The organism is Nocardia sp. CWNU-33 (assembly GCF_046764895.1).
Taxonomy (GTDB): domain Bacteria; phylum Actinomycetota; class Actinomycetes; order Mycobacteriales; family Mycobacteriaceae; genus Nocardia.
Window position 1 is genome coordinate 271769 of record NZ_JBKOQN010000009.1, and the last position, 12102, is coordinate 283870.

The 12102-nt window shown below is 68.0% G+C and carries 10 protein-coding genes; 3 read left to right on the forward strand and 7 right to left on the reverse strand.

Translation table 11 applies throughout. The features are described 5' to 3' along the window. Positions 1 to 12 precede the first annotated feature (12 nt). Positions 13 to 621 (reverse strand): TenA family protein, encoded by a 609-nt coding sequence (locus ACLMAL_RS15430; RefSeq protein WP_411999675.1) that lies wholly within the window; start codon positions 619 to 621, stop codon positions 13 to 15. Positions 622 to 691: 70 nt separating this feature from the next. Between ACLMAL_RS15430 and ACLMAL_RS15435 the strand changes: the two genes are divergently transcribed. After that, on the forward strand, positions 692 to 1972 hold the full coding sequence (locus ACLMAL_RS15435) for a phthiocerol/phthiodiolone dimycocerosyl transferase family protein (RefSeq protein WP_411999676.1): 1281 nt from the start codon (positions 692 to 694) through the stop codon (positions 1970 to 1972). Here ACLMAL_RS15435 and ACLMAL_RS15440 read toward each other — a convergent pair. Together ACLMAL_RS15440 and ACLMAL_RS15445 are read right to left on the reverse strand one after the other, a co-directional pair. After that, positions 1872 to 2669, reverse strand: a complete 798-nt coding sequence (locus ACLMAL_RS15440; RefSeq protein WP_411999677.1) for a helix-turn-helix domain-containing protein — start codon at positions 2667 to 2669, stop codon at positions 1872 to 1874. The two genes, ACLMAL_RS15435 and ACLMAL_RS15440, sit on opposite strands and share 101 nt — an antisense overlap. A 105-nt stretch (positions 2670 to 2774) precedes the next feature. Then, complete coding sequence (locus tag ACLMAL_RS15445; protein WP_328410712.1) at positions 2775 to 3110, reverse strand: cupin domain-containing protein; 336 nt, start codon at positions 3108 to 3110, stop codon at positions 2775 to 2777. Between the two features lie 71 nt (positions 3111 to 3181). On the opposite strand from ACLMAL_RS15445, the gene ACLMAL_RS15450 reads away from it, so the two are divergent. Then, positions 3182 to 4117, forward strand: coding sequence for a GlxA family transcriptional regulator (locus ACLMAL_RS15450; RefSeq protein ID WP_411999678.1), 936 nt, complete (start codon positions 3182 to 3184; stop codon positions 4115 to 4117). 511 nt (positions 4118 to 4628) lie between these two features. Here the strand turns inward: ACLMAL_RS15450 and ACLMAL_RS15455 are convergent. Both ACLMAL_RS15455 and ACLMAL_RS15460 read right to left on the reverse strand, forming a co-directional pair. Beyond that, a complete protein-coding gene (locus ACLMAL_RS15455) occupies positions 4629 to 6638 on the reverse strand; it encodes a polyprenyl synthetase family protein (protein WP_411999679.1) in 2010 nt (669 codons plus the stop codon). A gap of 182 nt (positions 6639 to 6820) precedes the next feature. After that, positions 6821 to 7303: a hypothetical protein gene (locus ACLMAL_RS15460; protein WP_411999680.1), complete on the reverse strand. Its 483-nt coding sequence runs from the start codon at positions 7301 to 7303 to the stop codon at positions 6821 to 6823. 272 nt (positions 7304 to 7575) lie between these two features. On the opposite strand from ACLMAL_RS15460, the gene ACLMAL_RS15465 reads away from it, so the two are divergent. Then, the gene (locus ACLMAL_RS15465) at positions 7576 to 9024 is read left to right on the forward strand and encodes a molybdopterin-dependent oxidoreductase (protein WP_411999681.1); all 1449 of its coding nucleotides are present in this window, start codon (positions 7576 to 7578) and stop codon (positions 9022 to 9024) included. Between the two features lie 118 nt (positions 9025 to 9142). Here ACLMAL_RS15465 and ACLMAL_RS15470 read toward each other — a convergent pair whose 3' ends face one another. After that, the gene (locus ACLMAL_RS15470) at positions 9143 to 9967 is read right to left on the reverse strand and encodes a MerR family transcriptional regulator (protein ID WP_411999682.1); all 825 of its coding nucleotides are present in this window, start codon (positions 9965 to 9967) and stop codon (positions 9143 to 9145) included. Positions 9968 to 10036: 69 nt separating this feature from the next. Continuing rightward, positions 10037 to 12016 carry a TPM domain-containing protein gene (locus ACLMAL_RS15475; RefSeq protein WP_411999683.1) on the reverse strand — a complete coding sequence of 660 codons (1980 nt, stop codon included), beginning with the start codon at positions 12014 to 12016 and terminating at the stop codon, positions 10037 to 10039. Positions 12017 to 12102: the final 86 nt, after the last annotated feature.

Here is a 12102-nt window from a genome sequence, read left to right on the forward strand (position 1 = left end):
GCTTTGTGCAGATCAGCGCGGCACGTCCCAGAAGGCGAGTTCGTGGTTCATGCCCGCCAGGAAGAGCTCTTCGGCGCGGGCTTGCTCGATGTCGGCCTCATCGAGCATCTGGGCGCAGCGCCGGGTCAGCGCGGCGAATCCCGGGTCGGCATAGGTGTCGACCCAGCGGCGATAGCGAGGTTCGGCCGGTGGGGTGCGGGCGAGGATGCTGCCGAGTGTCGAGTAGCCCCACATACATGGGTACAGCGCGGCAAGTCCCTCGCCGTAATCGGCGGCCGACTCCAGTAGGAAGGCCGTATAGGCAACGCACGGACCGCCTTTCGTCGCGCCGTCGAGGTCGGCGTTGAACTCGGCGGCCAGCGAACGGTGCAGCGACAGCTCCTCGTGATAGGTGGCGTGGGCCAGATCCACCAGGTCGCCGAGGTGCGCCGCGGGCGCCTGCCAGGCCAGTCGGGAGAACACCCGGACATAGTCGAGCAGGAATAAGTAGTCCTGCTCGAGCCAGGATCGGAAGATCGGCTCGGCCAGGTCGCCGGTGGCGATACCGGCGACCGTGGGGTGCGTGAGTTGTTGCTCGACCAGTGAACGGCCGAGCTTCTCCAGATGTGCCGCGAGACTCATAGATGCAGTCTCTCGCAGCCTGCGCGGTTTCCGGTTTGCACCCGGCTCGCAGTTGCCGCACGCTTGCGGTGTGTTGCGGGATGAGGACGATGTGGTGCGGGTACTGGCACCCTCGGAGGAGCGATTTGTACGCCACGGGACCTACACCGGTCGCTCCGTGTCTGTGGTCGGCGATCTGGATATAGACGCACTGAGCGCCGCGTTCGCCGCGCTGCAGCAGGCTTATCCGGTGGCGACCTGCCGCATTGTGGAGGATGCAGCAGGCACGGGCTATCTGCTGCGTCCCGGGGCACAGACACCGGTCGGCGTCTGGGCGAACTTCGGTGATCCCGATACCGTGCGGTTGCCCGCCGAGCCGATCGATCCGGCGGTCCAGCTCGTTTACCTGGACGTCGTGCAGACGGACGCGGCACGGTCGCGCATCACGTTGTTCGCTCATCACAGCATCGCCGACGCGGGCCACTGCGTCGAGCTGTTGGCGCGGCTCTGGGCCCACTACACCGATTATGTCGAGTCCGGAACGACAACTGTTGTGCCGCACGAGTATCCGCAGTCGCTCGAATGGTATGCGGCGGCGCGTGGCATCAGCCGGAGCACGCTGTCGGGGTTCGAAGACGTCGCGCGGCCGCTCACGCCGCAGGAGCGGTCGGTACCCACCGACCCCGCCACCCCCGCGCCGAGCGCGCTCGTCCGACCCTGGCGGGCCGTGCTGGACCGAGCGGCCACCACGCGCATCGTCGGACTCGGCCGCCACCGGGGCGTCACGGTCAACGGGCTGGTCACCGCCGCACTGCTGCGCGCCTACGCGTCCGAAAAGGACGGAGCCGCAGGCGATCCGGTCCCGGTCGGCTGTCTGTACCCCGTGGACATGCGCTCGCGCCTGACCCCACCCGTCCCCGCCGCCGCGGGCACCAACATGGCGGGCCTGGCCTCCTTCGCCGCCGACATCGACGTCTCGGCAGGAATCATCGAACTCGCCCAACGGATTTCGTCCCGACTACACCACGACCTGGCCGCGGGCATCACCCAGCAGTCGGTGCTCCATTTCCCGGACTTCTTCGGCCCCGTCAGAGCTCACTCGCTGGCCGGCCATATCGCCGTGACCAACACCGGCGTCGTCCCCACCTTCCGAGTCCCCGCGAACCTCGAACTCTCCGACTACGAAATCGTCTACCTCTCGGCCCATCCGCGACCCTCCGCAGGCGCCTCCGCCGCCGTCACCTTCCTGGTCTACACCTTCGCCGGTCGCCTCACCGTCGGCCTACTCGGCGGCGGCCCCACCGCCGACCGGCTCCTCTCAGCCGTCCGCAAAGAACTGACGGCCTTGTCGGAGGAAGCGCTCGACGGATGAGCTCCATGGTGGGGGCTATACCTTGACAATCCTGATCCCGTTGTCGCTCAACACTTCCGACGGCACCCATACCGGCGCATCGCCGCGGTGAACCCTCACCGACCTCCCGACCCGACGGCCTGGCCAGCACGGTGGCGATCACTATGAACCGGGAGTGGTCGTCGATGCCGGTCAGCAGTCCGCATTCGCGGCCGTCGGCCAGCGGCACCCCGCCGACGATGTCGAGCTGCCACAGATGCATCGGCGTCTGCCGCTGCCACCGCTTGTACTTGCGTTTGTGGTGCTGGGACTGCGGATCGATCATCCCATTGCGTGCCGGCACCCGATGCACCGTCGCCCGCGACGGCACCCACGCCAAGTCGTGGCCGGCCAGCTCATGGCTGATCCGGCGCGCACCCCACCGCGGATACTCACGCCGCAACCGGCAGATCAACGCTGCCACCTCGGCGCTGACCTTCGTCGGGCTCGAGTACGGACGCCGGGGCCGATCAGCCAGCCCCGCAATCCCTTCGGAAGTGAACCGCCGCCGCGTATCCGGCGACTGCCGTGTCGTGCCGTAACGGGCCGCGACCTCACCGATCGGCGAATCACCCAATGCCTCGCACACTGCCCGATACCGGTACTCCGCTACCGCCTGCTGATCCACACCGATCCCGTCCGCATCGTCGACAACGCCGAGCCGAAGACCATCGATCACGCCGAAACGTCAAGCGTCTCTCGAGAACAAGCGGTCAAGCATCTACTGAGCCCTGACAGTCGACAACGGCCTGCTATGACGCCGGCCTGCTGCCTGAGCATCGAACTAGCCTTCGGGGTAGAAGAGGAACAGGGTGCAGCCGGTTGTGGTGGCGGGCACGTGCCATGACCCGGCTGGTGCGTGCAGGAATGTGCCTGCGGGGTAGTCGCGAGCGCCGTCGTTGAACGTGCCCGCGACCACGTAGACCTCCTCCGGGCCGGGTTCGTGGACATCACGGCGCGGCCACGACGTGCCCGGGTCCATCTCCAACACGTTGGCGTGCGCACCGGACGGCCCTTTCCACAGCGGACGTACCCGGATCCCGGGGAAGAGCTCTCGGATGGGGGATTCGGTAACGGAGGCGGAGGTGTATCCCTCCTGGGCGAGGATCTCGGGGTGCATACCTTCCACGGTGCCGCGCGCGGCGACGCCGAGAAAGTGTCGAGTAAGACACCATAGGGTATTTTTCTGCCATGCATCGCGTGGTGGCCTTGGTGCGGCCGGTCCAGTCGACGTTCGAGCTCGGCTGCGCTGTCGAGGTGTTCGGTACGCAGCGCGATGGGATACCGCAGCACTACGAGTTCGAGGTGTGCACGGAGACGCCCGGCCTGGTGCCGACGACGGCCGGATACGCGATGTCCGTGCCGCGTGGCCTTTCGGCACTCGCGTGCGCGGACACCGTGCTCATCCCAGGCTGGACGCCAGTGGAGGCGCCGCTGTCGGCCTGCGTGCGCCGCGCACTGTTGCGGGCGCACGCCCGTGGGGCACGGCTGGTCACGATCTGCTCCGGAGTGTTCGCGCTGGCCCGCACGGGGCTGCTGGACGGCCGCTCGGCCACCACGCACTGGGCGCGCGCCGCACAGCTGGCCCAGGAGTTCCCGCGGGTGCGCGTGGAGCCGGATGTGCTCTACGTCGACCACGGCGATGTCGCCACGAGCGCCGGGGCAGGTGCGGGAATCGACCTGTGCCTGCACCTCGTCCGGCAGGACCACGGCGCCGCGCATGCTGCCCTCGTCGCGCGGCATATGGTGATGCCGCCGCACCGCGAGGGCGGTCAGGCGCAGTACGCGCCACCCCCACCGCCCGTGGACGCGCTGGACGGCCTCCTCGAATGGGCCGGCGCGCGTCTGGAAACACCGTTGTCGGTGGGCGCGCTGGCCGCGTATCTCAGCGTCTCGTCCCGCACACTGGCCCGGCGCTTCGCTGACCAGCTCGGCACGAGCCCGGGCGCGTGGCTGCTTTCGCGCCGAGTGGCCGAGGCACGCACGCTGTTGGAGGAGACAGACCTGCCGGTGGAGTCGATCGCGGCCCGTGTCGGGCTCACCTCGGCGGTCAACCTGCGCCGCCGCTTCCGCGCTCAGGTCGGCACAACCCCGAGCGCCTACCGGCGAGCATTCAGGGTCTCCTGACACACATCCGGTGATGGCAAGCCGGCAGTCGCCGACCGCCCCAGGCTCGTCACGACCACGTCGCACGAACCCATGCGAGATCAGATTTCGCCGACGAACGACGTCAGAGTTCGCTGGCATAACCGAACTGGGGCCACCACGCACATCGATCCGCCACCGAGACAGTCAAACCCAGCTGAATAGACCGAGGATGGAATACTCCCCCTCCACCGACAACCCCCAGGTGGTATATACGGGATGTTGGGGTCGACCCCTTCGGGTTGTTGGGGTCGACCCGAAAACGCGGTGCAGGGATGCGACGCGTTCGCGGTGACTCGCGGCCGCGTGTAATGGGCTCGGCTGCTTTCCGTTTGCGCACCCTCTCTTCGACCCACGATGCGGATCGGCATCCCCCGACCTCGCATCCCCGGACCGACTAGGCCGCACAGTCGGCGAAGCACTGAGGGGACGTCCCGCGCGACCACCACGATGGATCGCGCGGGACACACCCTGCTTTGCCGGCTGCGGGGGCTTACGGCGCGGTAGGAGCCGGGTCGGCGGCCGGGTAGTAGTAGATCTCGCGGCGCAAGCGTTCCAGGTCCGGCGCTGCGGAAGCCGAGGTCTGTGTGTACCGCTCGGAGTGATGCACCTCGAGCACGTTTGTCACGTTCTCGTAGACAGACACGTACTCCTTCACCTGGCCGGGCAGGCCGGGAATCATGCGGACGAGCGCGGGGAGGTAGCGGACCACCGCGTCGAGCTGGGCGCGTTGCTCGGCAATCTGGCGCTGCACCTGCTCGACTGCCTCGCGCCGGGTGCAGCCGGTCTCGTGACGGATCGCCCGTACCAGGTTGTAGGGGATATGGTCTGCCTCGTCTCGATCGAACCCTGCCAGGTCGTTCTCCATGAAGGTCACCCAAAAGACGTGTTCCTCGATACGGCGGATCACGGGGTGGTTGCGCAGCTTCGACGGCAGTTCCCGGTCCTGGTACACCTCGAGGCCGGCGAGGATGATGCCGAACCCGCTGGTCGACATCCGCAGCGGCAGGTAGTCGGCCGTGGCGGGAATGTAGCGGTTGATGCGATGGTGGGCTTCGCGTTCGCAGGCGTTGAACCACTCTTCGAGGTCGTCGAGGAACCGCTCCTGCCAGCGGGTGGTGCGGCCCTCGCGCAGGCGCGGCCACAAACTCGCCCACGCCGTCGGGAGCGCGCCGGGTCTCAACGGGTTCTCCGGGTCCTGGCGCAGCATTGCCACCGTGCCCCGCCGCAGCGCGGTGACGGCTTCCGGGTCGGTCAGCTGCGGATCTTCGAACAGGTCGTCCCACACAGCCATCAGCACGGCGATGGCGACGGAGGTCTGTTCATGGGCCGCGTCCGACGGGGTCAGGGCGGCCTGTGCCGGGAACCGGAACGCTCCTGTCCACCGGTGGTAGTCGGCTTCGGCGGAGGAGGCGACAAGGCCGGTGTCCACCATCCAGCTCTTCAACCATGACATGGCCTGCGGCGAGAAGAGGTTACTTTCGGCGTGGGGTAACTGCGTTGAGGGCCCGGAGACGACACAGCGGGGCGTTCGCCGGTCGAGTACGGACCGAGCGTAGGTGCTCATCGCGTGGCAGGCGCGCGGGTCGACGGCCACCGCGGCAAGCTGACCGGCAGCCTGATCCATGAATTCCTCGGCCATCGCCTGTGCTTCCTCCACGGCGCCGGAGTCGATGACGAGCTCACGGGCACGTGCGGCCTGCTCACCCGTCATTGCTCTGCGCAGCAGGCGGGCAAGACTTCGGTCGCGGACAGCCGCGCGGATCACGGGCAACGTGTAGATGCCCTCGGGCAGATCCGCGTTGACGGGCTTGCCCATCTCGTCGGCAGTCGAAGTCAAATCGAGGATGTCGTCATACAGCTGGTAGGCCAGCCCGAAGTGTCGACCGAACCCGGCCAGCACCTGTTCCTGCTCATCGGAGCGGCCGGCCTGCATCGCGCCCACCCGGCATGCCAGCGAGAGCAGCGCCGCTGTCTTGCCGTCGATCGAGTCCAGGTAGGACTGCTCGCTGCGGGAGGCCACATACTGGTCGGCGGCCTCGATCACCATGCCCGCGCACATCTGCTCACTAGCGATCGCACCCGCGAGCCCTTCGCGCTGGCCGAGTTCGATCAGTATGCGCCCGCCCGAGGACGTCACGCAGTCCCCACCCAATACGGCCATATGCGAACCCCACACCGTGTTGGCACTGGGGCGGCCGCGACGCTGATCCGCGTGATCGATGACGTCGTCGTGATACAGCGAGCCCAGATGCAGCAACTCCACCGCAGCAGCGGCGCGCACCACCCGGTCGTTGGCCGGGGCCGCGGGACCGGTGAGCAGGTAATACGACAGCAACGTCAACGTAGGACGCACCAGACGACGAGATGTGTCGGGCCCTTCATCGGTGAGCGCAGTCAACTCGGGGCGGCCCTCGAACCGCACCGGTCCGAGAACGTCACGGACACGGTCCAAGTCGGCATCCAGGTGCGGGAAGACAGCGGAATCTATTTCACGTGGCACGCGGGAACTCCTGACTGGTTACATCGGTCATCTACAACACCGCCGATCAATGGCAATTCGACACCACCCTGGCGCGGAAGAGGTTGGTATCGGCCATTTTTGATGCCTCTGCAGCTTGGGTGAGATCGGTTGGTGAGTGCCGTGGGGGCGAGTACCTCCCCGATCTCGAGTTGGTCGCCGAACTAGCATCCCCCTCCTGAAACCCGTTGTATAAATACATGATTCGGCGGAGGCGAAGGCGGGCCGGCCGAAGAAGGCCGAGCCGCTGGCAACCGAGGCCCGGCCGTCGGGAATGGTGCGAGGTTCCGCTTTCGCGGAGGTCGCGGCAGCCCGCGCTTCATCGCGCTCCACGGCCATCCGATGCCGCTCATCGGCGTGCTTGTCGGCCAGCTTTTTCGCTCCTCGGCCAGCGCCTCGGCGATTCGAAGCTGGGTGTGCGCGTGCGTCAGCTCCTCATCGGTGACGGTAACCATATGGATGATCTCGCGCTCCGCCGCGCCCGCCGCTCCGGCTGCCTCGATAACCGCGCGCGCATCTGACGCGATGGACTCGGCGGCCCGAGCAATCACCTGAGCGGCAGCCTGGAACTGCTCAACGAGCAGAGCGAACTGCTCGCGCGCTTCGGTGACCGGCTTTTCGGCCTCGACAGCAGCTTCCTCCGGCACCTGCTGAAGCTCAGCGGCGTGTGGTGTAACGAGTAACAGAAGTGGAGGGCGCGGATCGGCACCTCATCCGAATCTCCAGGCACCTCGACTGATGGTGCTCGGTGCCGGAAGCCGCTCGGGTGCCCGATCTGGTCTTCCGTCTCGCACTGGCCGCGGTGGCGGCATCACCGCACCGACGCCGTGTGAGGAAAAGACTGTCGGGTCGGCGGGTTCGTGGAGAATGCTGGATAGCACGGCACGGGTGGTGATCGACGGAAGCGGGTGTTGCGACGGTGCGGAGCAAGAGAGACCGGAGACGTGGTGGGCTCGGTGCCGCTGCCGTCGGTGTCGCGGCGCTCGGCCTCGGCGAAGTGATCGCCGCGACACGGGGCGATTCGCTGATCGATGCCATCGGCCGGGCGCTGACCGATGTGGCGCCGGTTCCGGTCGTCGAGGCCACCGTCGCGCTGTCCGGCAGGCACGACAAGGCCGTCATTCGAATCGGAGTCGGTGCGGGCGCTCTCGCGGCCACCGTTGGTCTCGGCGCACTGCCAGATCGGGCGCGCACCGCCGCTGTCGCCGTATTCGGCGCCGGCGCGGCCGCGCTCGGGCTGCGGCAGGCGACCCGATCCGCGGCCACCGTCGCGAGTGCGGTCACGGCCGCAGGTGTGCTCGGTGTCGGCCTACGCAAGCAGCCGCGCGGACTGATCGGCTCGCTGGCGACGGCCGGTGCGGGTGCCGGGCTCTTCGTGGCCGCGCGGGCGCTGCATCGTGACCTCGACCGTCGCCGGGACGAGGCGATCCAGAAGGTCGGCCCGATGGGCAGTCTCGCCGCGGTGCCGCAGGACGGGCTCGAGGACGAGCCGGGGCTGTCGTCGCTGATCACCCGCAACCGCAGTTTCTATGTGGCCGATGTCAATCCGAGTCCGCCCCGGATCGACCCGACTCGCTGGCGGCTGTCGGTCACCGGCATGGTCGCGCATCCGCTGCGGCTCTCGCTTGCCGAATTGGCTGCCGACGCAGTGGAATTCGATGCGGTGATGGTCTGCGTGCACAACCGTCCCGGTGAAGGGCGGGCGGGCAACGCTCGGTGGTTCGGTGTCCCCCTGGCGAAGCTACTCGAGCATGCGATCCCGGAAGTCGGCGCGACCAGGCTGGTGACCAGGGCCGTCGACGGCTACACCATTTCGCTGCCGATCGAGCCGCTGCGCTCCGGGGCGTGGCCCGGGTACCTGGTGGTCGGCATGAACGGCGAACCGCTCGCACCGGAGCACGGCTTCCCGGCTCGTGTCTTCGTCCCCGGTCTCTACGGCCAGTACACCGGCGCGAAATGGCTTGCCGAACTGCAACTCACCGACGACACCCACGTCGACTACTGGGTGCGGCGCGGCTGGCCCTCGGAGCCGATTTGGGTCACGCCGCAGGCGCGCATCGATGTTGCCGCGCCCGGTCGTGCGGCGGCGGGTACCACCACCGTCGCGGGTGTCGCCTGGGCGCCGCCGCATGGTGTCGCGGGTGTCGAGATCCGAGTCGACGAGGGGGAGTGGCGCGCGGTCGATCTCGGCACCGAACTCGCCCCCGCCGCCTGGCGTCGCTGGCGCACCACCATCGAACTGCCTGCAGGCGCACACTCCGTGCAGGCGCGCGCGATCAGCCGCTCCGGCGAGGTTCAGGACAGCCAGGACCGCGCGGCGTTCCCTGCCGGACCGAGCGGCTTCCACACCGTGACGGTTCGGGTCTGAGTGCGGCGTTCCTGCCCAAGGACGACATTCGTCCGGAGGCAGGTCGTCCGCACTACCGGTTGAGCCGAACACATTCGGCCCCGCGCCACCGAAAGCTCTGAGGCCGAGCTGATTATGGTCACACGGTAGTGATCGGCTCCTGGAGTTCGGTGACCCAGCCGCTCGGATCCTCGGTGTATTCGAGAGTCACCTCACGGGCATAGCCCGCCGACTTGTAGCCGTTCGCGTCGATCCAGCGGCCCAGCGCCTGCCACGGCTCCAGGACGTTGTCCATGCTGCCCCGGTGGACGACCGTCGCCGCTTGTGCGATGGCGGGCAGATCGACGACAGCGAAGTCGTGCGCGGCATCGGGCTCGATATCGACCGGCACGGCGGCATGTACGAGCACCGAGCCGTCGCCCGTCGTGTTCTCCTCGTAGTACGCGATCGCGGGACCCGTAATCGCCACCCCGGCCTGTCCCAGGCGTTTGCACACTTCCTCGAACAACGGGCCTACGACAGGCCCGATCGACTGTGGTTCGAAATCACCGGCTACGCCGGTCAATTCGGCTACTCGTACCGCGGGGATGGACTTGATCACCACATCATTGGCAGGCATGGCGCCCTCTTTCTCGATGATGCGGAGCCTCGTTTCGACCTGGACGAGCCGGGCGCGATCGTCGCTGATCCGCTGCTCCAGTTCCGCCCGGCGCAGCGTGAGCATGCCGCGCAGCGCGGCGCTGTCGACCCGGTCGTCGAGGATCCGGCCCACCTGTTCCAGCGTGAAGCCGAGATCCTTCAGCGCGACAATGCGATTGAGCCGAGCCAACTGCCCGGCCTCGTAGTAGCGATAGCCGCTCACCGCGTCGACCCGATCCGGGCGCAGCAGCCCGGTCGCGTCGTAGTGCCGCAGCATGCGCACCGATACCCGTCCGTGTCTGGCGAAGTCTCCGATACTGAACATGACGACTCCTGGTCTATGGCCTGACACGGTGTCAGGGTCAAGGGTGTTGTCGGAACCACCCGGTGTTCGTCAGAATCGGCCACCGCGGCTGGTCCGGCGAGACCCGGAAGAGCCGCCGTAGGAGCCTGGGCGATAGCCGCCCGACCCGGACCGGCCACCGCTCGCCGCACCACGCAACAGGCCATCGATGAGGATGCCGCCCAGCACCGCTCCCGCCTGCGCGGTGCCAGACGGTCCCTGACGGCTCTCCCAAGCCCGCACACTGGCCTGGGCCTCGTGCAGCGCGCGCCCGGCCATGTCGGCGGCGGCCTGCGCGTGCGCGAGCGCCTGCACTGGATCGGTGGCATCGAGCTGCCGGGCCGCATCGAGATTGCGCTGGGCCTCCGAGAGCCGGGTGCGCGCGTCGGCGTCGATGCCACCGCGGCGGGTGGTGATGTAGTCGGTCGCGGCATCGAGCCGGGTGCGCGCGTCGGTCAGCGCCCGCTCCAGCCTGCGTCGCAGGTCCTCGACGGCCAGTTTCCGATCCGTCGCCGCCGCGTTGGCGCGGTCCAGTTCGGCATCGGCCGCTATCGCGTCGTGGAAGGCATCGAGCGGATCGTTCGTCGCGTTGGCCGTTGCCTTCGCCAATGCCGCCTCCGCCGCGGTGATGGCGACGGCGAATTCCGGACCACCGTAGGACGCAAGAGTTTTCGCGGTCGCGATGTCGGAGCGCAGCTCCTGCAGTGCGGCAGGCAGCCCGTCGGTCGCCTGCTGGATGTTCGCGGCCGCATTGTCGACGGCATCGAGCAGGGCGCGGGCCTGGCCGACCGCCGCCTCCGCGGCGCGGATCGCAGCGACCGCGCCGCCCTGCTTGCCGACCGGCTGGGCAAGAACGGCGCGCCCATTGTCGATGTTGTGTTCCGCGAAGGTAATTCGCGCACGCGCCATGGTCACGTTGTCGCGGATCGGTGCGAGCACGCCGGCCGGGTAGGCGGTGGTGAGCCGGGTGAGCTCGGTCTCCGAAGCCGGTGTGCGTCCGGTGAGTTCGACCAGATCCCTGGTCAGCGCGTCCAGCCGGTCGGCGGCATTGATGAGCAGGTCGCGCATCACGTCGAACTCGGTGACCTGGGCGTCGAGCTCCCGGTCGGCGCGGCCGACCGTGCCGATCAGATCGACGAGCATGGTCCGCTGCTGGTCTGGGGTTTCGGGGAGGTCGTCGTCGAGCTGCTGGCGGATCGAAAATGCTTTGGAGGCGGCCGTTTTCGCGTGGGCAAGCGCAGTGCTGAAAGGGATGACCGCGGTGGCTCCGAACTCGCCGGTCGCAAGCTCCAGCTCTTCACCGCTGGTCCGGATCGCATTGTCGATCTCGACAAGCACCTCCCGCGACCGCACCTGCAGCACCGCCAGCGACAACGCCCCGAGCGCCACGCTGTTATCCGGATCCAACTGCCGCGCGGCCCGCAGTTCGGCGGTGCTGCGGTCCTTGCGCCGCTTGCGCGAATACAGCACCAGCCCGCCGACGACGAGCGCGATCACCAGCCCGACGATCAGCAACGCGCGAACGCTGACACCGCCATCGCCGTGCATGGCCGAATCCAGGCCCCCGGCGGTCGCGGTCCCGGCCTCGGCCCATCTGCTCTCCCGCAGCGCGGGCTCGACGCCCGTCGTGAGCAGGCTGTCGAGCTCGGAATCGCTGACACCGCTCGGCACGTCGCCGTAGAACCAGTAGTCGCGGGTCTGGGTGGCCACGGCGAGCAACAGGTCACGCTTGCCGAAACCGGACAGCGTCGCTGTGCGCTCGGCCCATGTCTCGGGACCGAGTCCGTCGAAGTCCTGCACGTAGACGATCCACAGTCGAACCTGCTGATTGGCGTACAACTGGTCGACTGCCGAGCGCACATCGTCGAACTGTGCGCGGTCGAGTACCTCCGCCGAGTCGACCACATAGGTGCCCAACCGGGTCGGTGGCTCGGCCGCCGCGGTCGCAGCGCCGAGCAGTGCGATACCCGCGAGCAGCAAGGTGATCGTCGCCCGGGCAGACCAGCGGGCTCGACGATGCGGCAGCAGCATGGCACGAATGTATCGCGAGCACCCACCTGTCGCGGACACCCTGGATACGATCGAGGGGTGATCACGATCGATCTCCCGTACACCGG

Excerpts from the sequence above, each read along its gene's own strand:
- ACLMAL_RS15470 (WP_411999682.1), bottom strand. The coding sequence starts at position 9,967 with ATGTTCAGTATCGGAGACTTCGCCAGACACGGACGGGTATCGGTGCGC.
- ACLMAL_RS15430 (WP_411999675.1), bottom strand. The coding sequence starts at position 621 with ATGAGTCTCGCGGCACATCTGGAGAAGCTCGGCCGTTCACTGGTCGAG.
- ACLMAL_RS15445 (WP_328410712.1), bottom strand. The coding sequence starts at position 3,110 with ATGCACCCCGAGATCCTCGCCCAGGAGGGATACACCTCCGCCTCCGTT.
- ACLMAL_RS15450 (WP_411999678.1), top strand. The coding sequence starts at position 3,182 with ATGCATCGCGTGGTGGCCTTGGTGCGGCCGGTCCAGTCGACGTTCGAG.
- ACLMAL_RS15475 (WP_411999683.1), bottom strand. The coding sequence starts at position 12,016 with ATGCTGCTGCCGCATCGTCGAGCCCGCTGGTCTGCCCGGGCGACGATC.